Origin of the sequence: Microbacterium sp. 22195 (genome assembly GCF_052056515.1) — a bacterium.
Taxonomy (GTDB): Bacteria; Actinomycetota; Actinomycetes; order Actinomycetales; family Microbacteriaceae; genus Microbacterium.
Window position 1 is genome coordinate 108,477 of sequence record NZ_JBQEPE010000003.1, and the last position, 26,895, is coordinate 135,371.

At 69.9% G+C, this 26,895-nt stretch carries 28 protein-coding genes and 1 tRNA gene; 9 read left to right on the top strand and 20 right to left on the bottom strand.

Annotated features, from left to right (window positions below; genetic code table 11):
- Positions 1-206 precede the first annotated feature (206 nt).
- The 5 genes from ACTJJ4_RS11100 to ACTJJ4_RS11120 all read right to left on the bottom strand — a co-directional run bounded on the left by ACTJJ4_RS11100 (position 207) and on the right by ACTJJ4_RS11120 (position 3,251).
- On the bottom strand, positions 207-1,643 hold the full coding sequence (locus ACTJJ4_RS11100) for a terminase large subunit domain-containing protein (RefSeq protein WP_440943369.1): 1,437 nt from the start codon (positions 1,641-1,643) through the stop codon (positions 207-209).
- Positions 1,640-1,960, bottom strand: coding sequence for a hypothetical protein (locus tag ACTJJ4_RS11105; protein ID WP_440943370.1), 321 nt, complete (start codon positions 1,958-1,960; stop codon positions 1,640-1,642). Before ACTJJ4_RS11105 ends, ACTJJ4_RS11100 begins: the two co-directional genes overlap by 4 nt.
- 94 nt (positions 1,961-2,054) lie before the next feature.
- Positions 2,055-2,357, bottom strand: coding sequence for an HNH endonuclease (locus tag ACTJJ4_RS11110; RefSeq protein WP_440943371.1), 303 nt, complete (start codon positions 2,355-2,357; stop codon positions 2,055-2,057).
- A 97-nt stretch (positions 2,358-2,454) separates the two neighbouring features.
- Positions 2,455-3,129 carry a hypothetical protein gene (locus ACTJJ4_RS11115; RefSeq protein ID WP_440943372.1) on the bottom strand — a complete coding sequence of 225 codons (675 nt, stop codon included), beginning with the start codon at positions 3,127-3,129 and terminating at the stop codon, positions 2,455-2,457.
- Positions 3,126-3,251, bottom strand: coding sequence for a hypothetical protein (locus tag ACTJJ4_RS11120; RefSeq protein WP_440943373.1), 126 nt, complete (start codon positions 3,249-3,251; stop codon positions 3,126-3,128). Before ACTJJ4_RS11120 ends, ACTJJ4_RS11115 begins: the two co-directional genes overlap by 4 nt.
- A 142-nt stretch (positions 3,252-3,393) precedes the next feature.
- Between ACTJJ4_RS11120 and ACTJJ4_RS11125 the strand changes: the two genes are divergently transcribed.
- Positions 3,394-3,654 (top strand): helix-turn-helix domain-containing protein, encoded by a 261-nt coding sequence (locus tag ACTJJ4_RS11125; protein ID WP_440943649.1) that lies wholly within the window; start codon positions 3,394-3,396, stop codon positions 3,652-3,654.
- Here the strand turns inward: ACTJJ4_RS11125 and ACTJJ4_RS11130 are convergent.
- Positions 3,613-3,685 (bottom strand) — tRNA-Arg (locus tag ACTJJ4_RS11130). The genes ACTJJ4_RS11125 and ACTJJ4_RS11130 overlap by 42 nt on opposite strands.
- Positions 3,686-3,754: 69 nt before the next feature.
- Positions 3,755-4,408 carry an asparagine synthase gene (locus ACTJJ4_RS11135; protein ID WP_440943374.1) on the bottom strand — a complete coding sequence of 218 codons (654 nt, stop codon included), beginning with the start codon at positions 4,406-4,408 and terminating at the stop codon, positions 3,755-3,757.
- 119 nt (positions 4,409-4,527) lie between these two features.
- Between ACTJJ4_RS11135 and ACTJJ4_RS11140 the strand changes: the two genes are divergently transcribed.
- Together ACTJJ4_RS11140 and ACTJJ4_RS11145 are read left to right on the top strand one after the other, a co-directional pair.
- A complete protein-coding gene (locus ACTJJ4_RS11140) occupies positions 4,528-5,190 on the top strand; it encodes a hypothetical protein (RefSeq protein WP_440943375.1) in 663 nt (220 codons plus the stop codon).
- On the top strand, positions 5,187-5,744 hold the full coding sequence (locus ACTJJ4_RS11145; RefSeq protein WP_440943376.1) for a hypothetical protein: 558 nt from the start codon (positions 5,187-5,189) through the stop codon (positions 5,742-5,744). Before ACTJJ4_RS11140 ends, ACTJJ4_RS11145 begins: the two co-directional genes overlap by 4 nt.
- 353 nt (positions 5,745-6,097) lie before the next feature.
- On the opposite strand, the gene ACTJJ4_RS11150 is transcribed toward ACTJJ4_RS11145, so the two are convergent.
- Together ACTJJ4_RS11150 and ACTJJ4_RS11155 are read right to left on the bottom strand one after the other, a co-directional pair.
- A complete protein-coding gene (locus tag ACTJJ4_RS11150) occupies positions 6,098-7,387 on the bottom strand; it encodes a hypothetical protein (RefSeq protein WP_440943377.1) in 1,290 nt (429 codons plus the stop codon).
- Positions 7,388-7,439: 52 nt separating this feature from the next.
- Positions 7,440-8,099 (bottom strand): GntR family transcriptional regulator, encoded by a 660-nt coding sequence (locus ACTJJ4_RS11155; protein ID WP_440943378.1) that lies wholly within the window; start codon positions 8,097-8,099, stop codon positions 7,440-7,442.
- 68 nt (positions 8,100-8,167) lie between these two features.
- Between ACTJJ4_RS11155 and ACTJJ4_RS11160 the strand changes: the two genes are divergently transcribed.
- Complete coding sequence (locus ACTJJ4_RS11160) at positions 8,168-8,983, top strand: alpha/beta hydrolase fold domain-containing protein (RefSeq protein WP_440943379.1); 816 nt, start codon at positions 8,168-8,170, stop codon at positions 8,981-8,983.
- 13 nt (positions 8,984-8,996) lie between these two features.
- On the opposite strand, the gene ACTJJ4_RS11165 is transcribed toward ACTJJ4_RS11160, so the two are convergent.
- The 11 genes from ACTJJ4_RS11165 to ACTJJ4_RS11215 all read right to left on the bottom strand — a co-directional run bounded on the left by ACTJJ4_RS11165 (position 8,997) and on the right by ACTJJ4_RS11215 (position 21,434).
- On the bottom strand, positions 8,997-9,131 hold the full coding sequence (locus ACTJJ4_RS11165; protein ID WP_292698671.1) for a methionine/alanine import family NSS transporter small subunit: 135 nt from the start codon (positions 9,129-9,131) through the stop codon (positions 8,997-8,999).
- Positions 9,128-10,750: a sodium-dependent transporter gene (locus ACTJJ4_RS11170; RefSeq protein ID WP_440943380.1), complete on the bottom strand. Its 1,623-nt coding sequence runs from the start codon at positions 10,748-10,750 to the stop codon at positions 9,128-9,130. The genes ACTJJ4_RS11165 and ACTJJ4_RS11170 overlap by 4 nt, the downstream gene beginning before the upstream one ends.
- Positions 10,751-10,808: 58 nt before the next feature.
- Positions 10,809-11,810, bottom strand: a complete 1,002-nt coding sequence (locus ACTJJ4_RS11175) for a LacI family DNA-binding transcriptional regulator (protein ID WP_440943381.1) — start codon at positions 11,808-11,810, stop codon at positions 10,809-10,811.
- A gap of 129 nt (positions 11,811-11,939) precedes the next feature.
- The gene (locus ACTJJ4_RS11180) at positions 11,940-13,226 is read right to left on the bottom strand and encodes an ABC transporter substrate-binding protein (protein WP_440943382.1); all 1,287 of its coding nucleotides are present in this window, start codon (positions 13,224-13,226) and stop codon (positions 11,940-11,942) included.
- Between the two features lie 39 nt (positions 13,227-13,265).
- Positions 13,266-13,925, bottom strand: a complete 660-nt coding sequence (locus ACTJJ4_RS11185; RefSeq protein WP_440943383.1) for a hypothetical protein — start codon at positions 13,923-13,925, stop codon at positions 13,266-13,268.
- Between the two features lie 2 nt (positions 13,926-13,927).
- A complete protein-coding gene (locus ACTJJ4_RS11190; protein ID WP_440943384.1) occupies positions 13,928-14,827 on the bottom strand; it encodes a carbohydrate ABC transporter permease in 900 nt (299 codons plus the stop codon).
- On the bottom strand, positions 14,824-15,819 hold the full coding sequence (locus ACTJJ4_RS11195) for a carbohydrate ABC transporter permease (protein ID WP_440943385.1): 996 nt from the start codon (positions 15,817-15,819) through the stop codon (positions 14,824-14,826). Before ACTJJ4_RS11195 ends, ACTJJ4_RS11190 begins: the two co-directional genes overlap by 4 nt.
- Before the next feature lie 82 nt (positions 15,820-15,901).
- A complete protein-coding gene (locus ACTJJ4_RS11200) occupies positions 15,902-17,197 on the bottom strand; it encodes an ABC transporter substrate-binding protein (protein ID WP_440943386.1) in 1,296 nt (431 codons plus the stop codon).
- Between the two features lie 285 nt (positions 17,198-17,482).
- Positions 17,483-18,586, bottom strand: coding sequence for a Gfo/Idh/MocA family protein (locus ACTJJ4_RS11205; protein ID WP_440943387.1), 1,104 nt, complete (start codon positions 18,584-18,586; stop codon positions 17,483-17,485).
- A gap of 75 nt (positions 18,587-18,661) precedes the next feature.
- Positions 18,662-19,558, bottom strand: a complete 897-nt coding sequence (locus tag ACTJJ4_RS11210) for a PmoA family protein (protein WP_440943388.1) — start codon at positions 19,556-19,558, stop codon at positions 18,662-18,664.
- Positions 19,559-19,580: 22 nt separating this feature from the next.
- On the bottom strand, positions 19,581-21,434 hold the full coding sequence (locus tag ACTJJ4_RS11215; protein ID WP_440943389.1) for an ABC transporter ATP-binding protein: 1,854 nt from the start codon (positions 21,432-21,434) through the stop codon (positions 19,581-19,583).
- A gap of 89 nt (positions 21,435-21,523) precedes the next feature.
- Between ACTJJ4_RS11215 and ACTJJ4_RS11220 the strand changes: the two genes are divergently transcribed.
- The 5 genes from ACTJJ4_RS11220 to ACTJJ4_RS11240 all read left to right on the top strand — a co-directional run bounded on the left by ACTJJ4_RS11220 (position 21,524) and on the right by ACTJJ4_RS11240 (position 26,877).
- The gene (locus ACTJJ4_RS11220; protein ID WP_440943390.1) at positions 21,524-22,513 is read left to right on the top strand and encodes a LacI family DNA-binding transcriptional regulator; all 990 of its coding nucleotides are present in this window, start codon (positions 21,524-21,526) and stop codon (positions 22,511-22,513) included.
- Between the two features lie 122 nt (positions 22,514-22,635).
- On the top strand, positions 22,636-23,973 hold the full coding sequence (locus ACTJJ4_RS11225) for a Gfo/Idh/MocA family protein (RefSeq protein ID WP_440943650.1): 1,338 nt from the start codon (positions 22,636-22,638) through the stop codon (positions 23,971-23,973).
- Positions 23,970-24,893 (top strand): NAD-dependent epimerase/dehydratase family protein, encoded by a 924-nt coding sequence (locus ACTJJ4_RS11230; protein WP_440943391.1) that lies wholly within the window; start codon positions 23,970-23,972, stop codon positions 24,891-24,893. Before ACTJJ4_RS11225 ends, ACTJJ4_RS11230 begins: the two co-directional genes overlap by 4 nt.
- Positions 24,890-25,789: a 5-dehydro-4-deoxyglucarate dehydratase gene (locus ACTJJ4_RS11235; RefSeq protein ID WP_440943392.1), complete on the top strand. Its 900-nt coding sequence runs from the start codon at positions 24,890-24,892 to the stop codon at positions 25,787-25,789. The genes ACTJJ4_RS11230 and ACTJJ4_RS11235 overlap by 4 nt, the downstream gene beginning before the upstream one ends.
- Positions 25,786-26,877 (top strand): mandelate racemase/muconate lactonizing enzyme family protein, encoded by a 1,092-nt coding sequence (locus tag ACTJJ4_RS11240; RefSeq protein WP_440943393.1) that lies wholly within the window; start codon positions 25,786-25,788, stop codon positions 26,875-26,877. Before ACTJJ4_RS11235 ends, ACTJJ4_RS11240 begins: the two co-directional genes overlap by 4 nt.
- Positions 26,878-26,895: the final 18 nt, after the last annotated feature.

Genomic DNA, 26,895 nt, shown 5'->3' on the forward strand with positions numbered 1-26,895 from the left:
AACTCTTTTACGGTGTGTCGCGATTTCTATTCATTCGGGCGGCTTCGCGGGCTTGCACGAGAGCGGGATGCGCGATCCGTTCATGGCTTGCGCCTCTGGCCCATCCTTCGCGTGGGCTGTCGGCGAGGTCGACGGCGCCGCATTCGGTGCAGGTGACCACTGTGCTGTAGCGCGTGGAGTCAAGTTCGATCGTCACGGCGGTGTCCTCAGTAGCTCGTTACGGGTGTCCAGCTGGGGGCGTCGCGGTGGTCGTAGAGCCACAGCGCGACGGCCGATGCGATGGGGGCGGCGACGGGGCCGGCGGCATCCGACCGGCTGAATCGCGAGATCTCTCCGCTGCGCTTCATGACCAAGAACGCGACGCCGTTCGCGAGCGTCTTCGATCCGTCCTGCAGGAGCGTCTTCTCGTCGCGCGCCGCCGTGAGCCAGGTCTCGCAGGCGACGCCGAAGTCCTTCATGCCAAGGGTTGTGATCGCGTCGTCGCCGAGACGCAGGCGGAGCCGGTCATTCAGCCGGCGTGTCGGGCCGCCGTCGTCAGCGCCGAACGCGCCCGGCCCGTGGCCGTGGATGCTGACGAGTAGGTCTTCCATCCACTGAGTGCCGGGTGCGGCGTGCACGACACGGGTGCAGGCGGTGCCGTCGTCGTTGCGCCAGGTCGCGAGGATCGCGCCCATCTGGTTGTCGTGCGCGACTTCCCACGCGATCGCGACGTCGGCCCATGCGGCGCCGAGGGTCGGGTCGGCGAGGTCGTCCCAGTCGGGGATCAGCACCTCGCGCGACTCTGTCCAGCGGTTGCAGTACGCGCGGAGCCAGGTCGAGTGGTCGACCTGTTCCTCGGGCGGGGCGCTGCCGTCGACGAGCGCGAACAGATCGTCGACGTCCTGCGTGTAGCCGACGGCCGGATGGAACGCGGCGAATGCCTCGCGGTCGTACGGGTCGGCGCCCTCGGGGAGACTCGCCTCGAAGTAGGCGAACTTGGGATCGGTGCCGGGCTGCTCGACGCTGCGCCGGCCCCGCTCGACCTGCCGTTTCATGAACGTGCTCTCGGCCGTGCCGGCGGTCGACAGATACCAGATCTGACGCTTGCCGTATAGCGTGCGCTGCGCCGGCTCGATGCCGTCGGTGATGAGCCCCTTCGACTGGACGTCGTCGAGTGTCCAGATCTCATCGATGCCGACGAGTACCGGCGTCTTCCCGTGGATCTTCTCGGGCTTCGGGGGGAAAGCCCAGATCTCCGAACCGCGCGGCGTGACCATTCCTGTCTGCGCGGCGCTGCGCTTCCCGTCGAAGAATCGCGACAGCGGCGACGCCTCGACGCTTGAGATCAGGTTCTTGAGCAGCGTGCGGGCGTCGTCGCCGGTCTGCGCGGTGAAGTACACCTTGGACGCTGGAAACTCGACCGCGCGCTGGAGCTCGACCGGGCCGAACAGCGTTGTCTTGCCCGACTGCCTCGGCACGGTGACGAACACCTTCTCGTAGACGTAGTTGCCGAACGCGTCGACCTCGGTCGCGACGTCCCACACGTGCTGCTGCCAGGGCATCGGTTCCCATCCGAGCATCCGCGCGAGCTCGGCTATCTTCGCGCCCCGCGACTGCCGCGACGGGTCGCGCGGCGTCGCGTAGGTGAACCCTGACCACGTCACTGCTGCGCCGCCAGCCACGCCTCGAACGACGCGTAGTCGGCGTCGCCCTGCCGCTTCGCCGCGTCGAGTAGCGTGCGCATCTGCTCGTGCGCTTCCTGCAGCGCGCCGTTTCGGGCGTAGGCCTTCGTCGTCGGGTTGTCGGCGATGCCGGCCAGGGTCAGGATGCTCGCGCAGATCCCGGCGTGCTCATCGCCGATGACGCCGTCGGAGCGCAGGCGCTCGATCGCCTTCGTGTACGCCGCCGATACGTGCGAGCTCGACGCCGGCGGCTCCATGCCTGGGAGGTAGTCGGCGATCGTGCCGGCGTTCTCGGTCATCTTGGCTCGTTTCGTGTTTTTTGTGGGCTGATCGGGAAAGAAAAGACGGGGCTGCGCGTGGGTGTCCAGCGAACTCGCTCTTAAAGAACCGGGGTCACGTGAAGTGCTGGATGCCGGACTCGACGGGGATGCCGACCGGTCGAAGCGGCTTGTCCTGCCGCGAGTAGTTGCAGCGGCGGTGGCTGGGGCCGAGGTTGTCGATGTCGTAGACGGCGCCGCCCTTGGATCTCGGGATCACGTGGTCAGCGCTGTTCGATCCGGGTAGCCCGCAGTTGATGCACAGATCGCCGTAGGTCAGGATCGTGAGCTCGACATACTGCTGCGCCTTCCGGCCGCCCCACGTCTCGGCGGGGAGGTCCGGGTCGGCGTAGGTGCCGGGGCCGTGCGGGAGGTTCATCGCGTGCGCCTCCCCGCTCGTAGCTCGATGATGATCCACGCGATCGTGAGCAGCGCGGCGACCGGGAGTCCGATCTCGGGCGGGATGACGTCGGGGCTCATGGCACACTCCGGACGATCGGGTGAGCGCCGCAGTTGATGCAGGCGTGTGACTTCGAGCCGAGAGCGTGCTGGTACGGCGCGGTCCACGCTGCGGGGCACCGGTCGTCCGCCCAGCGCACGCCGGCCGAGTTGTCCACAGGGGCAGACCGTCTGCTCTGTGGTTGCGCTGGGTCTTTATATGTTCTTAAGTAAGTGTTCTTCTTGGTCGACGGGTTACCGTCGACGGCAACCCGTCCGCCGGTGGAGTTATCCACAGCACCAGATGACGGCTTCCCGTCGACGGTGGGAGCCGACTTATCCACAGCCTGCAGAGCACCGATCGGAAGCTCCGGGGCTCCCACGACGGGCAGCTGGAACGGGTCGCGCAGGTGGAACACGTAGCCGGACAGCCGGCCGCCCTGACCGCGCCTCTGCTGGCGGTGTAGGTAGCCGGCCTTCTCCAGTTCGGCTATCGCGCTGCGGACCGCCTCGCGGCCTTCCTTCCAGCTGGCGGCCTCGATCGCGCCCATGCTCACCTGGTAGCCGTCGTCCTGCGTCATCAGCCAGAGCAGGATGCCGCGAGCGACCCAGCTGAGGGTCTTGTCGCGCGCGTAGATGTTCGGGATCTGGGTAAAGTCCCGCTCCCATGCCATGCGCTCCCGGACGAGCGTGCCGGCCTGCGGCTCGGTCATACGTTCGCCCGCTCTCCGGACAGGTCCGGGTGCGCCTGGAGCAGGACGGCGATATCGTCGAGGTCGCCACCCGCGTGAAGCAGGTTCGCGATCGCTTCGGCGATGCGATGCCAGTCAGCCATTGCATGCCCCTTCGTTTCGGATGTGTAGCGAATTGACTACACATCCGAAAGGATGGGCGCGTTTGACGGTCGCGGCGTGGATTCATCGCGGCGTGTCGCGTTTTCTATTCGAGTTGGGCGCTATAGTTCATGCATGGCGAACATGACCGTACTGACAGACACGCTGGGCGAACGCCTGGCCGGTGCCCGTCGCCTCGCAGGCGTCGGGCAGGACGAGATGGGACTCTATGTCGGCGCGTCGCGGCCGACGGTCTCGAAGTGGGAGCGGAACATCACGGAGCCGACTGTCTCCCAGTTGATCCTCTGGGCCCGCAAAACGAATCAGCCCGTCGAGGCGATCCTCGACGGGCTGAATGTGGTGTGCGCCTCGAGGGACTCGAACCCCCAACCTTCTGATCCGTAGTCAGATGCTCTATCCATTGAGCTAGAGGCGCAGGGCCCAGCGAGCGGGCCAAGGAACAGCTTACACAACCATCAGAGCGAAGCGAAATCGGCCCGGTCAGTCATGCATCCCCCGCGTGTCGCGCCTCGCGACGGGCGCTGCGCTCGCTCCGTGCGAGTTCCTTCGCGGCTTCCTTCTCCGCCGCCTTCTCGGCGGCCTTCTCCCGTTTCCGGCGCGCGCGCTGCTCGGACGAGAGCGCCTGCAGGTCGACGAGCTTGAGCGCCTGCATGCGCGCATCCCGCATCCGCTCGTAATCCGGGTCCTGGTCGGGACGCATGGCCTCGACCCGCAGCCGGCGGTCGAGGTTGCCGCGCACGTCGCCCCAGGCCGCGACCCGCGCATCCTCGACGAGGGCGCGCAGCGCGTCGGGCTCCTCGGTCATCTTGCGCAGCCGGTCGGCGACGCCTGTGGACTGCCGCGCACGGCGGCGGAGGTTGCGCACGTCGCGGTCGCGGTAGTCGTGCGTGCCGTGGGGATCCGAGTGGCGGCCCTTGGCGCGCTTGCGCAGCGCGACGAGCCGCTCGGCCTCTTCGTCGGACTCCTTGGCCATGGCGAGCAGCGCCGTGCGCGCCACGTCCATGTAGTGGTCGATCTCGAAGACGCCGCCGCGAGCGATCGTGCCGACCAGGATCTGGTTCTTCACGGCCAGCTTCGCGGCCGCGGTGGCGATCGCGACGCCCTCGCCGATGGCATCCGCCGTACGTCCCACGAGCACCTCCCGAATCGAGCGTACCGGGCGCCGCCGACGTCGGGGAGACCCGATCCGATCGCGCCCGCGACCGCGCCGCCGCGCCGCGAGAGCGCCGGCGACGGGTCGCTGGATAGGCTGACCCCGTGACGAGAATGCGGGGGGCCGCGGGTACGGCGTCCGCAGCGGCGCGACGCTCGCTGCGGGGTGCTCTCGCGCCATCGACGGCGCCCGTCTGGATCGCGGCCGTCCTGCTGATCGCCCTCGCGATCGCCTTCCTCTCGCTGGGCGGGCTGCGAGCGGCATCCCGCGCTCCCGGCGCGGCCGCGGCGGACCAGGAGGTGCGCACCTCCCTCTACGCGATCACGGTGCACGACGCCGAGCTGGTGGACGAGGTCGAGGAGCACTACTGGAAGGCGAAGCCCGACGAGCAGATCCTCATCCTGTCCGTCCGCCTGGAGAACCTGACCGACCACCCGGTCAGCCTGATCGGCGCCGCCGACGGCGTCACCTCCCGGCTGATCGACTCGAGCAGCCCGCTGCTGAGTCTGTCCGATGTCACCGCGACCGATCCGGGTCGCGCCTGGCGCGACGACGGCAGCAGGGGCACGCCGGTGCTGCAGCCGGGCGTGCCCGCCGAGGTCGTCATCGGGTGGCCCGTCCCTCGCGGTTCCTTCGCCGACGGGGACGTGCGGCTGAACGTGCAGGAGGCCCGTGAGGTGGCCGGGCAGATCATCCTGTCGTCCTCGTCGATCACCTGGCGCCGCACCGCCCTGGTCGCGCGCATCACCGTGGGGCTGGCGTCGTGAACCGGGCGATGCCGTGGCTGATCGGCACCGGTCTCGTGCTCGTGGCGGGGCTCGTGAGCGGGATCACCCCACCGGAGGACTCGCTGACGGACGCGTTTCCCGTGCGCGGATCCGCGCACCAGGAGGTGACGACGCGGACGCTGGTCGCACGCGTCGTGCAGTCGTCCTTCGCCGAACGGCTGACCGACGAGCGCGACGAGTGGGATGCCGAGGGCAACTGGCTCGTGATCGAGGTCACGGCATCCGCCCGCCAGACCGAGCTGGACGCCGAGATCGGTCTCGCGTCCCTGCTGATCGACGGCCGCGTCTTCCACGCCAGTGAGCGCCCGCCCGAGTCGCTGCTGCGCTCACCGCTGCGGGTGGGCGTCGACACCACCGGCCAGATCGCCTTCGAGCTGCCCGAGAGCCTTCCGTCGGGTACGGCCCAGCTGCGCCTCTCAGCCGACTACTTCACGCCTTCGCTCGACGACGTGATCATGATCCCGATCGACCTGGATGCCGCGGAGCGCACCGCGACCGTGGAGCTGACGGCACCGAAGGTGGGAGCACCATGACGTGGTGGCGCAGGCAGCGCGTCGCTCTGGTCGCCCTGATCGCCGCGGTGTCCGCGCTGATCGGGGTGAGCGTCTGGCTCGACGTGCTGCCCGCTCAGGAAGCCGCTCCCCCGGCGCCACGCGTCGCCGAAGGCGCGGTCGACGTCGGCGGCAACCGGCTGGAGCTGGTCCGTGCGGTCCCCGACGAGTTCCCCGCGCCCGCCGGTGCGCACACCCTCAGCATCCGCCTGTCCGCCGACAGCGCGGAGGATGCCGAGCGCTGCGGCACGTTCACGCTCCGTGAGAAGGATGGCGAGCGTGTCTGGCTCACCGCGGGGTCCGCGGTGGACGTGCGGTACGGCGATGAGGAGAGCTCATGCCGGAAGGGGACCGATTCCTACCGTATCCTCTCCGTCTTCCTGCTGCCGAACGACGCCGAGGGGCCGTTCTGGCTCGACATCGCCGTCGGCGACGAGACCGTCCGATTCCCCGTCGGCGACTGACTCGCGCACGCCGATCCCCGCCTCGGGACGGCCGACCACCGCGTCGAACGCCGTCGCGACGATCGCCACGCGAATCGGCTCGGCGATCGCGGCGACCCCCACCGTCACCAGCGGCAGCCAGGCGCTCCAGAAGCCGGACTCGTGCCCGCCGATGACCTGCAGCACGCCCCGCGTGCCGGTGTGCTCGGCGAGAGCCCACAGCGCGTACGCCAGCGCGAACGCGCCGAACAGCAACGGCCCGCCCCGCCAGATCGCGGCCACCGCCGCCCACAGATCCTCGAACCGCTGCAGCAGGGTGCGCGCCAGCGAGCCCACCGCGCCGCGCAGCGCCTCGGTGCGCCGGGCCAGCACCGGCGGCAGCGCATCGAAGTCGGCACCGTAGATCACACCCGCGACCGCCAGCCACGCCGCGGGCACGATCGCGGCGGCGATGACGATCCCCACCAGCCAGAGCACGGCCTCCCACACGCTCGCCAGCGACGGGATCGCCGCAGCGACGCCGTCGCCGAAGTCCTGCAGCCACAGGGCCCCCGCCCGACCGGAGAACCACGCGCGCACGCCGGCGAGCCACTGGCCGACCAGGGTGAACAGCATGAACGTCCACAGCAGCTCCGCATACGCGGCCAGCGTCAGGGTCCACTCCGGCAGGCGCTCACGGAACCGGGCGTGCAGCGCGCGCACCAGCAGCGCCACCACGAGCACGGTCACCGGAAGAACGCCCACCGAGATCAGCCCGCCCCGGTCGACGATCGCCTCGCCGAGACCGAATCCCGTCTCTCGGAACGCGATGCTGCTGGCCAGCCGGAAGAACTCCTTCTGGTCGGCGTCGAGCATCCCCCACGCCGCATAGAAGATCGAGAACGGCAGGATCGCGACGAGGGTGGATCTCAGGAACGCGCGGATGCCGGCATCCGGCTCCCCGCTCTGCGCCACGTGCACGAGCGAGGGGCGCACCGTCAGGTACATGGCCACGTACGCGGCCAGGCGCGCGCCGACCGCGAGCGGAAGCAGGAGCAGGCCGCCGAGCGTGCTGTACCCGCCGACGAAGCCGGCCAGCTGCACGAGCAGCCGGTGCAGCACCTCGCCGCCCACGTACCAGGCGATCAGTGCGGGCCAGTGGCGCGCGAGGATCCTCGCGAAGGTGCGCAGCGCCGGGATCATGCCCCCACGGTATCGGCTGTGCGCGGGAAGCACGGCACCGTTCACGCCTGCGTCAGCCGTTCTCGTCGTGGCGGGCGCGCAGCCGCTGCTCGGCGGCGATCCTTCCCTCGTCGAGGTGGGCCGGGATCATCTCCTTGATGGCATCGACGTCGCGCTCGCGCATGACCCGGAGGATGTCGCGGTGCTGCACGGCCATCTCGGCGAGCTCGTCGTGCTGGCCGAACAGCCACCGCAGCCGGGTGACCAGCGATGCCGCCAGCTCGGTGAGCATCGCGTTGTCGGCCACTTCGACGGCGGCGATGTGGAACATCGCGGATGCCTGGCGCGAGGCGACCGCATCGCCGGCGAGCGCCGACGCCTCCTCGGCGTCGATGATCGACTCCAGCCGGGCGAGGGCGGCCTCGTCTGCCCGCTGCGTGGCCAGCACGAAGGCCAGGGTCTCCATGGCCGCGCGCACCTCGGCGAAGTCCTGCAGGTCCTGCACCGAGAACTCGCGCACGACCGCCCAGCTGCGGGGTCGCGCCACGACGATGCCGTCCGCGACCAGCGCCTTGATGGCCTCCCGCACCGGAAGCCGGGAGACCTGCAGCTCGGCGGCGATGTCGCGCTCGATCAGCCGCGAACCCGGCTCGCGCCGGCCCAGCATGATGTCGTCGCGGAGGGCATCCGCCACCCGTGACGACTCCAGCCCGGTGATCCTCTCCAGCGCCATGCCTGGATTCAACCACCCGGTGCGACTTGCGGCCAGTATTCCGGTGAAACCGGTGCCATTCTGGGTGCATGACGTCTCCTCGCACCCTGCTCGATGGTCTCGCCCGCCTCTACCCCGCATCCGACGGTCCGCTGCGCGGATCGGCTCTGCTGTGGGCGCACGGCGGCGGCTTCGTGCACGGGGATCTGGACATGCCCGAGGCGGATGCCGTGGCCCGCGCGTTCGCCGATCGCGGCGCCACGGTCGTCTCGGTCGACTACGCCCTCGTCGGCGACGACGGTTCGCGCACGTTCCCGGCCGGGTCGGACGACATCCTGACCGCGTGGGCGTGGCTCGTCGAGCACGCCTCCGAGTTCGGCGCCGAGAGGTTCTTCGTCGGGGGCACCAGCGCCGGCGGGAACCTGATCGCCGGGGCGGTGCTGCGACTGCTCGGGCACGCGCCGGGCACGGCATCGGCTCTGCCCCTGCCCACCGGTGTCTTCCTCGCGTACCCGACCCTGCTGGCCGTGCAGCCCGCGCCGGATGCCGAACTGCGGGCCGCGCTGGACGCGAACCCGGCCGCCGACGTGTTCACCCCTCCTGCGGTGCTCGCGATGTACGAGACCTACCTGGGCGGCGATGTCGCGCAGGCGCCGCTCACCGCCGTCCCCGGCCGGGCGACTCCCGCCGACGTGACCGGCTTCCCGCCCACGGTCATGGTCAACGGGCACGTCGACGAGCTGCGGGTGTCAGGTGAGCTGTTCGCACGAACGCTGGCGGATGCCGGTGTCGACATCGACGTGTCCTTCGAACCCGGCACCGCCCACGGGCATCTGAACCGCCCCGAGGAGCCCGGGTTCGGCAAGACGATCGAGCGCGTGGCGGGGTGGATGGCGCGGAGCTGAGCTCTGCGCCGGGCTACAGCTCGGCGGGCGGCTCCGGCTCGGCGTCCGCGACCTCGGGATGACGGGCGAGGTTGACGATCCCGGCGATCAGACCGCCCCAGACCGTGACCATCGCGACGATCATCATGACGACGGCGATCGGGGTCATGACCGGGCTCCTTCCGCGACGGCGTCCGGCACTCTGACGGTGCCCGTCTCCGCATCCGGCGCGTAGCTCTCCTCGACGAGGAACTCGTCGTAGTCCGGATCGTCCTTGGCGTGCGAGCGGTGACTCCACGGGAGCAGCGACAGCAGGATCGCCAGCACCACGAGGGCGATCACCATGCCCCAGCCGAAGATCGAGAGGAACCATCCCGGGTAGCCGCCGTAAGGGTCGGAGACCTTGGAGATGACCTCGCTCACGAACAGATAGCCGAGCACGATCGGCGCGAGCGCGCCGACCAGCAGCATCCAGAACCAGCCGACCCTGAAGCTCGAGCGGCGGTTGAGGTGGTCTCGCAGCGCCGGCAGCCGGTGCAGCAGCCACGCGACCACGATCACCGCGACCAGGGCGACGGCCATGATGCCGAAGGCGTTGACGAATGCGTCGGTGGTGTCGAGCACGGCCAGCGCCGTCGTCGTCGAGAACATCGCGATCGAGATCAGGGCGATCGGGATGGACACGATCAGCGTCGTGCGCACCCGGCCCCAGCCGAGCTTGTCCTGGAGAGCTGCGACGACCACCTCGAGCACCGAGATGAGCGAGGTGACGCCGGCGAACACCAGCGCGCCGAAGAACAGGACGCCGATGATCGATCCGCCCGCAGCGTTGGAGACGATGGTCGGGAAGGCGACGAACGCCAGGCCGATCCCCGCGGTCGCCGTGTGCGCGACGTCCGTCCCCTGCGCCTGCGCCATGAACCCGAGCGCCGCGAAGACGCCGATGCCGGCGAGGATCTCGAAGCCCGAGTTCGCGAAGGCGACGACCAGACCGGACCCGGTCAGGTCGGTCTTGCGCTTCAGGTACGAGGAGTAGGTGACCATGATGCCGAACGCCACCGAGAGCGAGAAGAAGATGTGCCCGTAGGCCGAGGCCCACACCGCCGGATCCGCGAGGGCCTCCCAGTTCGGGGTGAAGAACGCGTTCAGGCCGTCGACCGCGCCCGGCAGGAAGAGCGACTGCACCACGAGCGCCGCGAACATCACCGTCAGCAGCGGCATCAGCACGGTGTTCGCCCGCCCGATGCCGCGCTTGACGCCGAGGCCCATGATCACGATGACCACGATCCACACCGCGATCAGCGGGAGGCCGACCTGCGGCACGAACTGAGTGGAGACGCCGCCCTTGGAGACGTCGCCCATCTGCAGGAAGTCCTTGAAGAAGAAGTCGTTCTCGTTGCCCGCACCCCAGGTGATCTGCGCGGAGAACCAGGTGTACATCGCCGCCCAGGCGATGATCACCGCGTAGTAGGTCGCGATCACGACGCAGATCAGCACCTGCCACCACCCCAGCGGCTCGGCCGCGCGGTGCATGCGGCGGAACGCCAGCGGAGACGATCCGCGGAATCGGTGCCCGATCGCGTAGTCGAAGAACAGCAGCGGGATGCCCGCGGTCAGCAGCGCGCACAGGTACGGGATGAGGAAGGCGCCGCCGCCGCCCTCATAGGCGACGTAGGGGAACCGCCAGATGTTGCCGAGGCCGACCGCCGATCCGATGGCCGAGAGGATGAACACGTTGCGAGATCCGAAGGCCTCGCGCTTGGTGGACTGCGTCGTCGCGGCTGGCATGTGTCCGAGGGTACCCGAGGGGCAGCCACGGGCTCAGGGAGTTGACGGAAGCTTGAGGCTACCCCCTGCTGGAGTCCCGCACGACGAGCTCGGGCTGGAACCGCACACGGCGATCGTGGTCGGCGCCGTCGAGCTCCTTCAGCAGCAGCTCGACGCCGGTCCTGCCCAGCAGCCTGGCGGGCTGGCGCACCGAGCTCAGCGGCACGACCGTCGCTGAGGCGAAGTCGATGTCGTCGTAGCCGACCATCGCGATGTCCTCGGGCACGCGCACGCCCGAGGCGAAGCTGAACGCCTGCAGCAGGCCGACGGCGAGCAGGTCGTTGGCGGCGAACACGGCATCCGGGCGGTCCTGCTCCGCACGTGCGGCGAGCGCCTCCCCCGCTGCCCGCCCCTGCAGCACGGTCAGCGACGCCTGCTCGACGACCTCGAGCGTCGCTCCCGGAACCTCCGCGACAGCGGCCTGTGCGCCCTGCAGACGCTCGGCGACCTGGCGCACGGAGCGCGGCCCGCTCACGTAGGCGATCCGGCGTCGGCCCGCGTCGAGCAGATGCTTGACCGCGAGCCTCCCTCCCTCGACGTCGTCGACCGACACCGACGGGATCTCGCCCTCGTCGACCTCGTGGTCCACGAGCACGACCGGCATCCCGGCATCCGTGAAGCGACGCAGCGACGACAGGTCGTCGGATGCCGGCGTCAGCAGCACCCCGTTGACGCGCTGCTCCTGGAACAGTTCCAGGTGCGCCTCCTGCCGGACGTCGCTCTCGTCGCTGTTGCCCAGCAGCACGGTCATGCCGGCCTCGGCCGCCCGGTCCTCCGCGCCCCGAGCCACCTCGGCGAAGAAGGGGTTCCCGATGTCGGGGACCACCAGGCCGATGCTGCGACTGCGGCCGGCACGGAGCTGGCGGGCGGCGTCGTTGCGCACGAACCCGAGTTCCCGGATCGCCTTCTGCACACGCTCGGCGGTGCGCGCGGAGACGCGATCCGGCTGGTTCAGCACGTTGGAGACCGTGCCCACCGACACGCCGGCCGCGACCGCGACATCCTTCACGCCCACTGCCATGGTTCACCCTCCCGAATCACCCGCCGTCGACGGGTGCAGACCTACCTTCTCATCTCCCGCCGATGATGCCGCGACGACTCCCTCTGACGGGCGTCAGGCTCGTGCGAGCCGACGGAACGGACCGGCCGGCTACTGCAGGATGACGTCGGCCTCCGTGAAGAACTGCTCGACGGCGTCGTCCACCGACACCGAGCCGAGGCCGATCTCCTTGCCGAGATCCCAGAACTTCTGCTCCAGCGAACCGTAGCCGATGACCGGCACCGGCGGCGCCTCTCCGACCCGGTCCGAGACCGACTCGATGTAGTCGGCGACCTGCTTGTCGACGCCCTCCAGCGTCGTGCCGGCGAGCTTGCTCGACGATGCCGGGAACCCCAGCGTGGTGCCGAAGATCCTGCCGGCCTCCTTGCTGTTCACGATGTAGTCCAGGAACACAGCCGAGGCCTCGGGATGCTTGGTCTTGGCCGATATCGCGATCTGCAGGCCGCCCTGCTGGTACAGGTCCTTCGACCCGGCCTTGTAGGTCGGCGGCGCGATGATCGAGATCGACTTCGCCCCGGAGTCGGCGAGGTAACCGCCCAGGAAGTTGCTCCAGCTCATCTCGCTCGCCGTGAGCTGGGCGCCCATTCCGGACTTCGGGCTGATCTCCTCGAGCTTCTTCTGCGGCACGGTGACGCTGTCACGCAGCTTCGCCCCGCTGTTCCAGAACTCGCGCAGCTCGGCCTTGCTGAATCCGAGCTCGCCGTCCTCGGTGTAGAGGTTCTTGCCCTTGGCGCGCAGCGAGAGCTCGAAACCCTGGATGCGCTGGGTGTAGTCGGTGCCACCGTAGACAGCGCCGCCGGCGGCCTCGGTGAAGCCTGCCATCCAGTCGTCGAACTCCTCCGGGCTCGTCCCGCCCTCAGGAGCCTCCACGTCGTACTTCGCGATCAGGTCGTGATTCACGAAGTCCGCCCACATGCTGTAGCCGGTCGGCAGGGAGTACTGCGTGCCGTCGAGCCTGCCCGTGCCGAGCAGCGAGTCCTCGAAGGTGGAGAAGTCGATGTAGTCCTTCTCCTTCCCGAGGTCGAGCACGTATCCGGGCTCGGCGTACTGGCGCAGGTAGCTGTCCGAGAACTGGAACACGTCGGGCAGGCCGCCGCCGGCCGCCTCGGTCGCCCGCTTCTCCCAGTAGCTGGGGTAGTCGGTGAAGCTGACGTTCACCTTGATGTTCGGGTGCTCCTCGTTGAACGCCGCGACCAGGTCGTTGTAGCGGTTCGCGCGGTCGTCGTTCCCCCAGAACGCGAAGTTCAGGGTGACCTTCGCGTCAGGATCGAACGTCGCGGCCGGTTCGCCGGCGGCACAGCCGGACAGCAGCAGTGCACCAGCGGCGACGGCTGCGGCGCCGGCGGACAGCCGACGTCGGACGGAGGACGCAGTCATGTGAGAAGACCTTTCGTGAGTCGTATCGGAGAGAGAGAGTCAGCGCCCGCGACGACGCCGAGCGGGCACGGCCACGACCGCCAGGGCCGCGCAGCCGATCGCGGGGATGAACAGCGGCACCAGGGCCCATGTGACCACGCCGACGAACACGGCCGTCGCGGCCAGGTAGAGGGCGCCGGCGACATCCGCCCGCACCGCGTCGGGCACAGCACGCACGGCATCCGTCCACCGCAGGGACGGCGACCAGATCCCGGCGACGACCAGCACGCCCGTCGCGAGGATCGCGAGACCGGCCCAGCCCACCACGCCGACCACCTCGCCGCCGGGCAGGACGCCGGTCCGCGCGAGGATCACGTCCACGGTCAGCACGGCCGCGATCAGCGCGGCCGGCACGCCGACGACGAGCGAAGGCAGGATCCCGGCGCGCACGTCGGCCCAGAACAGCGCCGCACGGGAGTCCTCCGCGGCCGCGAAACGGCGCAGCTGGCGGACGCCCGCGGCGAGCGCGATCGGCAGCGTGACAACCGGCATAGCGACCAGCGTGATCAGCAGGCCGGTGGTGAGGGCCTCACCGAACAGGCCGAACTTCGCCGTCGCCCCCGGGTTGGGGCCCGGATCGAACCCCGCGCCGACCGGACCCGAGCCGGAGCGCGCCTCGCGCGCCACGGCCCTCGCCTCGCGTCGCCCTGCCGCGGTCATCGTCAGCCCTTCAGCCCCTGCGTGGCGACGCCGTCGACCAGGAACCGCTGGAAGACGATGAAGAACAGCAGGATCGGGATGAGGGCGACGAACGATGCGGTGACCGTGGCGCCGTAGTCCGCACCGCCGGAGGAGGCGTCGTTGTACAGACGCAGACCGATCGGGAGCGGGTAGTTCTCGGGGCTGGTCAGGTAGAGCAGCGGGCTGAGGAAGTCGTTCCACTCCCAGATGAACGCGAAGATCGCGCAGGTGATCAGCGCCGGCTTGATCAGCGGCAGGATGATCGACCAGAAGATGCGCAGGTGACCGGCGCCGTCGATGCGGGCGGCCTCGTCCATGTCGCGCGGCATCTGGCGGATGAACTGCACGATCAGGAACACGAAGAAGGCGCTCGTCGCGAGGAACTTCGGCAGGATCAGCGGGATGAAGGTGTCCACCCAGCCGAGCTTGTTGAAGATGATGTACTGCGGGATGATCACGACGTGGAACGGCAGCAGCAGCGTGCCGATCATCGCGGCGAAGAAGATCCCCAGCCCCTTGAACTGCACCCGGGCGAACGCGTAAGCGGCGAGCGCCGACGAGAGCACGGTGCCGACCACGGCGGAGACCGCGAGGATGAACGAGTTCAGGAAGAACCGCCACATCGGCACGCCCGCGATGCCCTCCATGACCTTGCCGTAGTTGTCCACGGTGGGCTGGTTCGGGAACAGGCCGGGGTTCGTGCCGAACTCGGCGTTCGGCTTGAAGGTGGCGAGGAACAGCCACAGCAGCGGGTAGAGGACGATGACGGTCAGGATGCTGAGGCCGATGAACCAGACGATGGTCTGGACGGTCCTGCGCTTGATCCGGCGCCGCGGCGCGGCCGCCGGGCGGGCGTCGCCGCCGATGGTGGTGGAGGTCATTTGTCGTCTCCTGCGTAGTGCACCCAGGACTTCTGCGTGCGGAAGAGGATGAATGCCAGCAGCGCGACCACGATCAGCAGCACCCAGGCCATGGCCGCGGCGTAGCCCATCTGCCCGTCGGAGAAGCCTCGCTTGTACAGGTAGACGGTGATGAAGTTGGTCATGCCCGCAGGGCCGCCCGACCCGTTGGAGATGATGTAGGCGGATGCGAACACCTGGAACGCGCCGATCAGGCCGAGCAGCAGGTTGAAGAACATGACCGGCGAGAGCATCGGGATGGTCACGGCGCGGAATCGACGCCAGGCGCCGGCGCCGTCCATCTCGGCCGCTTCGTACAGCTCCTTCGGGATCTGCTTGAGGCCTGCGAGGAAGATGACCATCGTCGAGCCGAAGGTCCACACGTGCAGCAGGATCATCATCGGCAGCACCATCGACGGGTTGCCGATCCATCCGCCCAGGTCGATGCCGAACACCTGCAGACCGGAGTCGACCGGACCGTCGGTGGCGAACATCGCCCGCCACACGATCGCGATCGAGACCGACGCGCCGATCAGGGACGGCGCGTAGAACGCCGACCGGAAGAACCCGGAGCCCTTGTCGCGGTAGTTCAGCAGCATCGCCGTCCCGAGCGCCGCCGCCAGCGTGATGGGGGTGCCCACGAACACGTAGATCAGCGTGATCTCGGAGGACTGCAGGAACACCGGGTCCTTCGTGAACAGCCGGATGTAGTTGTCCAGGCCGATCCACTTGGGCGGGGCGAAGATGTTGTACCGCGTGAACGACAGGTACAGCGAGTACACCATCGGCACGAGGGTGAGCCCCAGGAAACCGATCAGCCACGGAGTGAGGAAGGCGTAGCCCGCCGCGGTCTCACGGCGGACACGGGCGCGCTGGCCGGGGCGGACGGGGTCGACCTCGCGGCGGCTCCTGCGCAGCAGATGCGCACTGGAGCGATCTTCGGTGACGATGACCCTGGTCGCGGTGGTGCTCACGGGGTCCTCCTTCTGGGTTCGTGACGGACGGCGGCGGAGTGCGGCGGCGGGCCGGATGCTGGATCCGGCCCGCCGCCGGATCTCACTGGTTGAGGACGACGTCCATCTCGGCGAAGAACTGCTTCACGGCGTCGTCCACCGAGATGGTGCCGAAGTTGAGCTCGGTGCCCAGCACGCGGAACTTCTCCTCGAGGCTGCCGTAGCCGACGATCGGCACGGGCGGGGCGTCGCCGAGGCGGTCCTTGATGGAGGTCTCGTAGTCCTTGATCTGCTGGCTCAGCGGGTCGAGGTCGGCCGCGGCGAGCGCCGTGGACGATGCGGGCAGACCGCGGTTGGTGCCGAAGATCTTGCCGGACTCCGGCGAGTTGATCAGGAAGTCCACCAGGGTCGCGGCCGCCTCGGGGTGCTTGGTCTTGGCCGAGATGGCGTGCAGCATGGAGGGCTTCAGGTACAGATCCTTCGTGCCCTTCTTGGTGACCGGCGGGGCGACCAGGCTCAGCTCGGTGTAGTCCGCGCCGAGGTTCTTCAGGTAGCCGGCGCCGAAGTTGTCCCAGGTCAGCTCGCTGGCCGTCTTGGCGGAGTCGAACGCGCCGAGCGGGGTGAGCTCCTCGACCTTCTGCTGCGGGATGCCGACGCCCTTGCGGACCGCGGCGCCCTCGTTCCAGAACTTGGCGAGGCGCTTCTCGTCGAAGCCTGCGGTGCCGTCCTCGTTGAAGAGGTTCTTGCCCTCGGAGCGCAGCTGGATCTCGAAGTTCTGGATGCGTCCGGTGTAGTCGCTGCCGCCGTAGAACGCGCCGCCCGAGGCGTCGGTGACCGACTTCATCCAGTCGGCGTAGTCGCTCCAGCTGCCGCCCTCGAAGTCGGAGACCCCGGCGGTCTCGAGCAGCTTGGGGTTGGTGAACAGGCCCCAGGCGTTGGTGGACGTCGGGATCGCGTACGTCTTGTCGTCGACGACGCCGATCTTGAGGATGTTGTCGGCGAGCGGCTTCTTGTCGATGATGCCGCCGATGTACGGGTCCAGGTCCAGCAGCAGGCCGTTCTCGGAGTACTGCCGCAGGTACGAGTAGTCGAACTGCATGACGTCGGGGAGGCCACCGCCGGCGGCCTCGGTCTGACGCTTCTCCCAGAACTCGGGGAAGCCGAGGAAGGTCGAGTTGACCTTGATGTTCGGGTACTTCTTGTTGAACTCCGCGATCACCTGGTTGTACAGGTCGGCGCGGACGTCGTTGCCCCAGAAGGCGAGGTTGAGCGTGACCTTCTCCTTCGGGTCGAAGGTGGCCTTCGCCTTGGGGTCGGCCGCCTGCCCGGAGCAGCCGGCGAGCAGCAGCACGGCTGCTGTGGCGAGGGCGGTTCCGGCCGCCAGTCGCTTCTTGAACATCGTTGTCCTCTCTGTGGACGTCTTCGTCGGGTCGAGCCGGTGGACGTCCATGTCCATGTGGGTGCGGGTGCGCCTCCAGGGACTCTCGGAAAGCGCTTCCCTGCAAACTAACCAAAATTGAAACGTTTCGCAAGACCCAGACCGGAATCTGTTCTACAACGTTTCCCTTATGTGATCTTCATCGTGTCACGTCTCGCGCACGCGCGGCGCCGTCGCAGACCGGGGCGCGGAACAGCTCAGGCGGTCACCCCGGCCCCGCGCACCCGGAGCTCAACGCCTGCGCGCTCACTCCCGCAAGTCGATGACGGGGCTCGCGAAGCCCGCGCGGTGCGTCGGATGCGCCGCCAGGATCTCGGGCGTGATGACCGCACCGTCGGCGGCCGCCGAGGCGTAGATGGCGGCGACCAGTTCGAGCGAGCGCGCGGGTGCGTCCGCCGTGGGCGGCAGCGGAGAGCCTTCGAGCAGGGCATCGAACACGTCGCGGAGCAGCGGCGCGTGGTCGCTGCGCTCCTCCGCATCCGGGAACGCCCACGCCTCGGCCTCGGACTCGAAGCCGGGCGCCGGCGTGATGCGCCAGTTCTCGTGCCCGTGTCCGTAGAGGTGGTCGACGGTCACCGTCGCCTTCTGCGTGTCGATGCGGATCGAGCTGGTCTCGCGCGGCGAGATCGCACTGGTGATCACCTGCGCGACCACGCCCGCCTGGAACACGACGGTGGCCGTCGAGACGTCCTCGGTCTGGGTCTCGCGATCGAGCCGGAACAGCCTCCCCTGCACCGAGGACCAGTCGCCGAGCAGATGAGCGAGCAGGTCGAGCTGATGGATGCCGTGGCCGAGAGTCGTCCCGCCGCCCTCCGTCTCCCACCTGCCGCGCCACGGCACGGCGAAGTAGCCGGCGTCGCGGAACCACAGGGTCTGGCACACGGCGACCAGCGGCCGCCCGAGTGCGCCACTGCGCAGCAGCTCGCGGACGTGCGCGGCGGCGGTGCCGGTGCGCTGCTGGAAGACGACCGCGAGCTCCCTGCCTGCGGCGGCGGCCGCGGCGCGCATGTCGTCGAGCTCATCCAGAGACGGAGCCGGCGGCTTCTCGACGATCACGTGCGCGCCCGCGGCGAATGCGGCCAGCGCCTGCGCACGGTGCGGTGCGGGCGGGGTGCAGATCAGGACGACGTCCGGATGCTCAGCGGCGAGCATCTCGTCGTAGTCGCCGTACGACGCCGGGATCCCGTACTGCTCGGCGAACGCGGCGGCGCGGTCGGCGCCGATGTCGGCGACCGCGACGAGCTCGGCGCGCGGATGCGCGGCGACGGCCCTCGCGTGCAGGTTGGCGACAGCGCCGGTGCCGACGAGCACACAGCGCAGTGCGCCGGCGGGCGGAGTGTGGGACGACATCGATCCTCCTCGGATTGGGTTGATCATAACGTTTCAATACCGCTCGATGCAGTCCTCGGCTCGGCGGACGACGGGCTACAGGAGCCCGCGCAGCCGATCGGCGATGCGAGGGGCCTCGGCGGCCTCGGCATCCGCGACGCCGACCGCGTACCGGAAGGACACGCTCTCCCCCGCCGGCACCCGCACCTCCTCGCTGAAGAAGGGTGCGGGGTTGAGTGCGGCGAACTCCTCGGAGCGGGCGAACCACTGCGGCGGGTGATGCGGGTTGGTCCCCGCATCGAGCATCACGACGAGAGACGCGGCGTCGACCTCGTCGTGCCGCCCCTCGTAGCCCATCCACTCGTGACGCTGCCCGCGCAGCGCGCCGCCCGTCCCCGTCCCCTCCGCGGTGACGAGGAGTCCGTCGGTGAACGAGCGGGGCCCGCGCCAGAACAGGCCTCCGTATCCCGCGTTCTCGCGCCCCCGGGTGGTGGGTGAGCCGATGGCGACGGTCGCGCCGGTGGTGTTCGTCATCGTGGTCTCGAAGGTCAGCGCCCAGGCGATCTCGTCGAGCACCCGGACCGTGAGCGTCCGGCGCTCGGTGAACATGCGCTGCCCGCGCTCGGAGATCCACTCCAGATCGTGCGTGAAGGCGGCCACGTCGCGTTCGACGGCGGACGCGACCACGCCGACGTGCCGCTGCGTGCCGTCGTTCGACTGCTGCACGTAGCCCCGATCGCGCAGATAGGTCGGCCCGCCCCAGAAGTTCTCATCGCCGACGACCGGCAGCGACCAGGCGAGGCCCTTGTGCCAGACGTGGTCCCAGGGACGGAACAGGCTCACGACGCGTCCGGCGCGGGTGCGGATCGGATCGATGTACGGCTTGGGCGCCTCGAGCTGGGGCGTGTCGGGCACGTAGACGTACCTCAGCAGCTCGATCGCGCCGTCGGTCACGGTGAGCGCGGTGTCCGTGCGGGCGAGTGCGAGTGTCATGGGCGGGCCTCCCTCACGATGATCATGCCCTGTCATCCCGGGGTGACCGCCCGCTCTGCGCATCCGCCGCGGTCGGCAGCGGGATGGCTCCGGTGATCACCGGCGGCCGTCCGTTCTGCGCGCGGTGCAGCTGCACGTAGCGGCCGCCGAGCGCCATCAGCTCGTCGTGCGAGCCCTGCTCCACGATGCGCCCGTGCTCCAGGACGACGATGCGGTCGGCCTGGCGGACGGTGGAGAGCCGGTGGGCGACGATCAGGGTGGTCCGCCCGCGCATCAGCCGCTCGAGCGCCTCCTTCACCAGCGCCTCGGACTCCGGGTCGAGGGCGCTGGTGGCCTCGTCGAGCAGCAGGATGCGCGGGTCGCGCACCAGCGCCCGGGCGATCGCCAGCCGCTGACGCTGTCCTCCGGAGAGCCGGGCCCCGCGCTCTCCGACCACCGTGTCCCAGCCGTGCGGCTGCTCGCGCACGAACTCCCACGCATTGGCGTCCCGCAGCGCGCTCTCGACCTGCTCGGGTGTCGCATCCGGAAGCCCGTAGGTCACGTTGTCGAAGATCGAGCCCTCGAACAGCACCGACTCCTGCGGGACGACCGAGATCGAGTGGCGCACGGTGCGCACATCGAGCTCCTGCATGTCCTGGCCGTCGATCAGGATGCGGCCGCTGCTGGGGCGCACGAAGCCCAGCACGAGGTTGAGCAGCGTCGACTTGCCCGAGCCCGATGAGCCGACGAAGGCGACCGTGTCACCGGGGGCGATGCGCAGGTCGATAGCGTGCAGCGCATCGTCGTCGGCATCCGGATAGCGGTGCGTGGCGGCATCCAGCACGATCTCGCCGTCGACGCGGCCGACGACCCGCCGACCCGAGTTCTGCTCGACGTCGGGCTCCTGCAGCACCTCCGAGATCGAGCGCACCGACTCCAGGCCGCGGGCGCCGACGGGGATGAGCATGAGCAGCTGCGTGAGACCGCCCGTGAGCAGCGTGAAGTAGGTCGACAGCATCACCACCTCGCCCGGCGAGATCGGCAGGATGCCGGTGATCGCGAACACCGCCGCGAGCATGAGGCAGGCGACGCCGAGCAGCTGCATGGCGACCCACGAGATCGAGGCCACCCGGCCGTTCAGCAGGTCGAGGTCCAGACCGGCGCGTCGCACACCGTCGGCACCGTCGGCGACACGCGTGATGGCGGTCTGCTCCAGGCCATGCGCACGGGTGACGGGGATGAGGGATGCCATCTCGCCGACGCGTGCGGAGAGGATCTCGATCTCGCGGCGGAACTCCTCGTTGCGCAGCTGCGAGCGCTTGCGCATGCCGTAGCGGATGCCGATGGCGATCGGCACCGCCAGTGCGTACACCGGCAGGAACTGTGGCACGGCGATGGCCGTCATGGTCAGTGCGCCGAGCATGACCATGGTCGAGGAGAGCAGGGGATGGGTGACCTGCTGCAGCATGAGCTCGACGTTCTCGACGTCGCGGACCAGCTTGGTCTGCACGATCGAGGCGCTCACGCGCGTGTGGTAGCCGATGGAGAGGCTCTGCAGTCGCGCGGTGAGGGCGTTGCGCAGGTCGGCGCCGAGGTCGCGCACGACGGTCATGAAGCTGCGCGTGTAGATGAGGTGGTTCGGATAGTTCTGCACGAGCAGCAGAGCGGCCAGCGCGAACCACCAGAGCACGCCCGTCACGTCGCCGTGCGAGGCGACGATGTCGATGATCGCCGCGGTGATGACCGGCAGGAACCACACCGGGATCTCCTTGACGGCGAACGCCAGCACGGCGACGGCCAGGCGCCAGGGGCGCCGTGCGATGAGGCGGATGACGGAGCGGGTCGGATGCTGTCCGTCGATGAGCGCAGCCGGATCGGAAAGCGCTTTCTGGGGCATGCTCCCATCGTAGGACCGCCAGCATGCGGGGACAAGATCCGGGGACCACGGCACTGAAAGCTAGGCTCGTCCCGACGACAGGAGGACGGATGCCACGGGTGAAGATCACCGAGGTCGCCCGCGAGGCGGGCGTCTCGCTGTCGACCGTCTCCCGCGTGATGAACGGCAACCCGACCGTCGACCCCGCCCTGGCGGAGCGCGTGCGCGAGGTGGCGGAGCGCCTCGGCTACACCGCGAACCCGCTCGCGCGGAGCCTGGTGCTCGGACGCACGCAGACCGTGTCGGTCGTGGTCCCCGATCTCGCGAACCCGACGTTCCAGGCGATCCTCCGCGGTCTCAGCCACGCGGCGGCGAAGGACGGGTATCACGTGCTGATCTCGGACACCGAGGAGCAGGTGCACAAGGAGCGCGAGATCGCGTCGACCACCCGCCGTCGCACCGACGGCGTGATCCTGTGCGCGCCGCGCATGCCGCAGCAGGAGCTGTCCGCTCTGCTGCCGGGCATCGCACCGGCGGTCGTGATCAACCGCCCCCCGCTGGCCGAGGCGCCCACCGTCTCCGCCGACTACGGCATCGCCATCACCGAGCTCATCGACCACCTGCGCGGACTCGGACACACACGGATCGCATTCCTCTCCGGCGCGGTCGCCAGCGCATCGGGCGAGGCGCGACTGCGCGCGATCACCGCCGCCACCCGCGCGGATGCCGACCTGGAGATCGTCGAGATTCCGGCGGGGGTCGACTTCGACAGCGGTGCCGCCGCCGCGGACGCCGTGCTCGCCAGCGGGTCCACCGCCGTGCTCGCCTTCAACGACCTGGTGGCGATGGGACTGCTCTCGGCGGTCACCGGGCGGGGCGTCCGCGTGCCGGAGGACCTGTCCATCGCCGGCTTCGACGGCATCCCGTTCGCGGCCTACACGACGCCGCCCCTGACCACCGCTGCGGTGCCGGCCGCCGAGCTCGGACGCAGCGCCTGGGCGGCGATGCACGCGCTGCTGTCGGGCGAGGAGCCGCGTGCCGACGAGACCTTCGCACCCGCGGTCGTGGTCCGCGAGAGCACCGGTCCCGCACAGCGCTGACAGTTTCGGATGCGGCGGATCACGGCATCCGATCGGACAGCGGAAGTCCTGCGTGCTAATCTGAGAAAACGTTTCCCGAGATCGCTCGCCCAGCGACTCGACGGCCACAGTCTGGAGTGATGATGCCCCGTCTTCGCTACGCCCTCGCCGGCGCAGGCGCCCGCGCGCAGATGTACGTCGGCGCGATCGTCGGCGCACACCGCGAACGCGCAGAGCTGGTCGCGATCTGCGAGCCGAACCCGGTCCGTGCCGCGTTCCACGCCCGCACGGTGGTGGATGCCGGGGATCCGGCGCCGCGCATCGGCGCACCCGACGAGCTGGAGGCGCTGATCCGTGAGGAGCGGGTCGACCGGGTGATCATCTGCTCCCGCGACGACCTGCACGCCGAGCTGATCGTGCGCGCGCTCGAGGCCGGCGCGGACGTGGTCGTCGAGAAGCCCCTCACCATCGACGCCCCCAGCGCCGCACGCATCGAAGAGGCCGTGGAGCGCACCGGCCGCAACGTCGTGCTCACGTTCAACTACCGGTACTCGCCTCGCAACAGCGCGCTGCGGCAGGTGCTGCAGGACGGCGAGATCGGCGAGATCACCTCGATCGACTTCCACTGGATGCTCGACACGAACCACGGCGCGGACTACTTCCGCCGCTGGCACCGCGAGAAGGAGCACTCCGGCGGCCTGCTGGTGCACAAGGCCAGCCACCACTTCGACCTGGTCAACTGGTGGCTGCGCTCGCAGCCGACCCGGATCTTCGCCTCCGGCGGCCTGCGCTTCTACGGTGCGGAGAACGCCGCCGCGCGCGGCCTCGGCGAGCGCCCCTCCCGCGGCAGCCACGACGGCGGAGACCTGTTCGAACTGGACCTGCGCAAGGACCCGCAGCTGTCCGCCCTGTACCTGGACGCCGAGCAGCACGACGGCTACCTGCGCGACCGCGACGTGTTCGGCGAGGGGATCACGATCGAGGACAACCTCGCCCTGGTCGTGGACTACGCGTCGGGCGCGACGCTCTCGTACTCGCTCAACGCGCACTCCCCCTGGGAGGGCTACCGCGTGGCGGTGAACGGCACGCTCGGCCGCGCCGAGCTCGAGGTCGTGGAGCGGGGCGCCGTGCTCGCCGGCGACGGGCTGCATCCCGCGATCGACCCGAGCCTGTCCGGTGCCGACGGCGTCACGGGCCTGCGCCCCGAGGGCGAGCGCCTGATCGTGCAGAAGCACTGGCAGGAGGCGCGCGAGGTCCCGATCCTGAGCGGCACCGGCGGGCACGGCGGCGGCGACGCGCTGCTGCTGAGCGACGTGTTCGCGGGCCCGGGCGATGACCCGCTGTCCCGCCCGGCCGACTGGACCGACGGCATCCGCTCGATCGCCGTCGGCATCGCCGGCAACCGCTCGCTGGAGACCGGCCTGCCGGTGCGCGTCGAGGAGCTCGGCATCCGCCTGCTCGAGAAGCCCGCCCTGCGATGAGCCGCATCGTCGTCACCGGCGGCGCCGGGCGGCTCGGACGCAGCCTGGTCGCAGGACTCGCGGAGCGCGGCCACGACGTGCTCTCCCTGGACCATGCGGTGTCGGCGGCACCGCAGCTCGCCGATGCCGAGCAGCGAGCCGTCGACCTGACGGACGCGGATGCCACGGCATCCGCTCTGCGCGAGGCGAAGGCCGACGCCGTGATCCATCTCGCGGCGATCGCCGTGCCGTTCAGCGCGCCGGAGGACGTGATCCTGCGCACCAACGCCGCCCTGGCGATGAGCGTGCTCGGCGGCGCCGTGCAGGCCGGCATCGGCCGCGTGGTCGCAGCATCCAGCCCCACCGTGCTCGGCTACGGGGCGCCGGGCTGGCTGCCCGACCGCTTTCCGCTGGACGAGCGGACGGCGCCGGCACCGTCGAATGCGTATGCCCTCTCCAAGCACCTCGTCGAGCAGACCCTCGCCATGCTGCGGCGGCAGCGCGACGACATCCGCTTCGCCGCGTTCCGCCCCTGCTACGTGATCGCCCCGGAGGAGTGGGCCGGCGCCCCGACCCAGCAGGGCCACACGGTGCGGGAGCGTCTGGACGATCCCGCGCTCTCGGCCCCCGCACTGTTCAACTACGTCGATGCGCGCGACGTCGCGGCCTTCGCCGACGCGCTGCTGCAGGCGATGCCCGAGATCCCGAACGGCGAGACCTTCTTCGTCGGCGCCGACGACGCGCTGGCCCGAGAGCCGCTGGCCGAGCTGCTCCCCCGGTTCGTGCCGGGTTCGGACCAGCTCGCCGCCGTGCTCACGGGCACCGCTCCGGCGTTCTCCAACGCCAGGGCCCGCCGGCTGCTGGGCTGGCGCCCGGAGCGATCCTGGCGCACAGAACTCGAATCCGCAGACCACGCAGAGCCCTTGGGAGCATCGGCATGAACTTCGACGGCATCCTCTTCTTCCCCATCACCCCGTTCGGCGGGAACGGGGCGGTCGACCACGATCTGCTCGCGCAGCACATGGATCGCGGAGTCGCCGCGGGCGCCGGCGGTGTCTTCCCCGCCTGCGGGACGGGCGAGTACCACGCGCTCTCGGCGGGCGAGGCGGCATCCGTCGTGCGCACCGCGACCGCGACGGTCGCCGGTCGCGTCCCGGTGATCGCCGGCGCGGGCGGCACGCTCGGTCATGCCATCGAGGTGGCGACGGCCGCAGCGGATGCCGGGGCCGACGGCCTGCTCGTGCTGCCGCCGTACCTGGTCGGCGGCACGCAGGACGGGCTGATCTCGTACGTGGAGCAGATCGCCGCGGCATCCGATCTGCCGGTGATCGTCTACCACCGCGGTGCCGCGCAGTACTCGGTGGAGAGCATGCGCCGGCTCGCGCACAACCCGCGCGTGGTGGGCTTCAAGGACGGCACCGGCGATGTCGGCGCCGCACAGCTCATCGTGCGCGCGGTCGCCGAGGAGGGCCGCGAGGACTTCGCGTTCTTCAACGGCCTGCTCACGGCCGAGCTCACACAGGCCGCTTATCGCGGCATCGGCATCCCGCTGTACTCCTCCGCGGCCTTCGCGATGATCCCCGAGGTGGCGAACGCCTATTACCGCGCCTATGCCGAGGGCGACGAGGCGCGGCGTCTGGAGCTGCTCGACGGTTTCTACCGGCCGCTGGTCGCCCTGCGCGACGAGACCCCCGGATTCGGCGTCTCGCTGATCAAGGCCGGTCTTCGCCTGCAGGGTTTCGCGGTCGGCTCCGTCCGCGCCCCGCTGGTCGACCCGACCGCCGAGCAGGAGGCGCGCCTGGCGGCGATCCTCGAGGCCGGACGCGCCCTGCTGTGAGCACGATCTCGCGGCTGGACGCCCGCCTGCTGCGGGTGCCGCTCACGCGCCCGTGGGCTGCCGACGTCACCTCGGTCGGCGTGATCGCGACGCACGTCGTGCGCTCCGACGGAGCCGAGGGCTGGGGCTTCTCCTGGACGCCGCGGATCGGCGCCGAGGCGGTGCACGCGCTGATCGCGCACGACATCGCTGCTGCGGCGATCGGACGTTCCGCCGTGCCCGGCGAGGCCTGGCAAGGGCTCTGGGAGCATCTGCACGAGGCGGGCGGCGGAGGCGTGACCACGATCGCGCTCGCGGGCCTCGACCTGGCCCTGTGGGATGCCGAGGCGCGCGCGGCGTCCCTGCCCGTCTCCGGCCTGCTCGGCCGGCGGCGCGACTCCGTTCGCGCCTACGGCTCGGGTGTGAACCTGCACTACTCGCTGGACGAGCTGATCGCGCAGGTGCGGCGGTGGACGGATGCCGGGTTCGGCGCCGTCAAGATCAAGGTCGGCAGGCCCTCGCTGGACGAGGACATCGAGCGCGTGGCGGCCGTGCGCGAGGCGCTCGGCCCGGATCGCGAGCTGATGATCGACGCGAACCAGCGCTGGGACCTCGAGCGCGCGACCGTCTCGGTCGAGGCGCTCGCGCCGTTCCGGCTGTCCTGGATCGAGGAGCCGCTGCGCGCCGACGACCTCGCCGGCCACACCGAGCTGGCCCGCCGTCTGTCGGCATCCAGCCGCGTGCCGATCGCCCTGGGCGAGAACCTGCACAACGCGCATCGGTTCGGTGACTTCCTGCGCGCCGGCGCCGCGCAGATCGTGCAGCCGAACATCGTGCGCGTCGGCGGCATCACGCCGTTCCTGCGGATCGCGTCGCTCGCCGAGGAGCACGGCGCCGCCCTGCACCCGCACCTGCTGCCGGAGCTCTCGGGTCAGCTTGCGCTGACCCTCCCCGCCACCGTCGCGGAGCCCTGGGCCGAGGACGTGGAGGATGCCGGATTCGGCGATCTCGGCGCCCTCTCCGACCCCTCGCCGGTGGCGATCGCCGACGGGCGGCTGACCGAGGTGCCGCATTCGGGCCTCGGCATCCGGTTCCGGGACCGACTCTGACGTCTCCGTCGCCCGGGC

Excerpts from the sequence above, each read along its gene's own strand:
- ACTJJ4_RS11230 (WP_440943391.1), top strand. The coding sequence starts at position 23,970 with ATGAGCCGCATCGTCGTCACCGGCGGCGCCGGGCGGCTCGGACGCAGC.
- ACTJJ4_RS11215 (WP_440943389.1), bottom strand. The coding sequence starts at position 21,434 with ATGCCCCAGAAAGCGCTTTCCGATCCGGCTGCGCTCATCGACGGACAG.
- ACTJJ4_RS11120 (WP_440943373.1), bottom strand. The coding sequence starts at position 3,251 with ATGGCTGACTGGCATCGCATCGCCGAAGCGATCGCGAACCTGCTTCAC.
- ACTJJ4_RS11160 (WP_440943379.1), top strand. The coding sequence starts at position 8,168 with ATGACGTCTCCTCGCACCCTGCTCGATGGTCTCGCCCGCCTCTACCCC.
- ACTJJ4_RS11175 (WP_440943381.1), bottom strand. The coding sequence starts at position 11,810 with ATGGCAGTGGGCGTGAAGGATGTCGCGGTCGCGGCCGGCGTGTCGGTG.
- ACTJJ4_RS11150 (WP_440943377.1), bottom strand. The coding sequence starts at position 7,387 with ATGATCCCGGCGCTGCGCACCTTCGCGAGGATCCTCGCGCGCCACTGG.
- ACTJJ4_RS11200 (WP_440943386.1), bottom strand. The coding sequence starts at position 17,197 with ATGTTCAAGAAGCGACTGGCGGCCGGAACCGCCCTCGCCACAGCAGCC.
- ACTJJ4_RS11110 (WP_440943371.1), bottom strand. The coding sequence starts at position 2,357 with ATGAACCTCCCGCACGGCCCCGGCACCTACGCCGACCCGGACCTCCCC.
- ACTJJ4_RS11155 (WP_440943378.1), bottom strand. The coding sequence starts at position 8,099 with ATGGCGCTGGAGAGGATCACCGGGCTGGAGTCGTCACGGGTGGCGGAT.
- ACTJJ4_RS11225 (WP_440943650.1), top strand. The coding sequence starts at position 22,636 with ATGCCCCGTCTTCGCTACGCCCTCGCCGGCGCAGGCGCCCGCGCGCAG.
- ACTJJ4_RS11185 (WP_440943383.1), bottom strand. The coding sequence starts at position 13,925 with ATGACCGCGGCAGGGCGACGCGAGGCGAGGGCCGTGGCGCGCGAGGCG.
- ACTJJ4_RS11190 (WP_440943384.1), bottom strand. The coding sequence starts at position 14,827 with ATGACCTCCACCACCATCGGCGGCGACGCCCGCCCGGCGGCCGCGCCG.
- ACTJJ4_RS11205 (WP_440943387.1), bottom strand. The coding sequence starts at position 18,586 with ATGTCGTCCCACACTCCGCCCGCCGGCGCACTGCGCTGTGTGCTCGTC.
- ACTJJ4_RS11210 (WP_440943388.1), bottom strand. The coding sequence starts at position 19,558 with ATGACACTCGCACTCGCCCGCACGGACACCGCGCTCACCGTGACCGAC.
- ACTJJ4_RS11220 (WP_440943390.1), top strand. The coding sequence starts at position 21,524 with ATGCCACGGGTGAAGATCACCGAGGTCGCCCGCGAGGCGGGCGTCTCG.
- ACTJJ4_RS11170 (WP_440943380.1), bottom strand. The coding sequence starts at position 10,750 with ATGCCAGCCGCGACGACGCAGTCCACCAAGCGCGAGGCCTTCGGATCT.
- ACTJJ4_RS11180 (WP_440943382.1), bottom strand. The coding sequence starts at position 13,226 with ATGACTGCGTCCTCCGTCCGACGTCGGCTGTCCGCCGGCGCCGCAGCC.
- ACTJJ4_RS11125 (WP_440943649.1), top strand. The coding sequence starts at position 3,394 with ATGACCGTACTGACAGACACGCTGGGCGAACGCCTGGCCGGTGCCCGT.
- ACTJJ4_RS11235 (WP_440943392.1), top strand. The coding sequence starts at position 24,890 with ATGAACTTCGACGGCATCCTCTTCTTCCCCATCACCCCGTTCGGCGGG.
- ACTJJ4_RS11105 (WP_440943370.1), bottom strand. The coding sequence starts at position 1,960 with ATGACCGAGAACGCCGGCACGATCGCCGACTACCTCCCAGGCATGGAG.
- ACTJJ4_RS11165 (WP_292698671.1), bottom strand. The coding sequence starts at position 9,131 with ATGACCCCGATCGCCGTCGTCATGATGATCGTCGCGATGGTCACGGTC.
- ACTJJ4_RS11115 (WP_440943372.1), bottom strand. The coding sequence starts at position 3,129 with ATGACCGAGCCGCAGGCCGGCACGCTCGTCCGGGAGCGCATGGCATGG.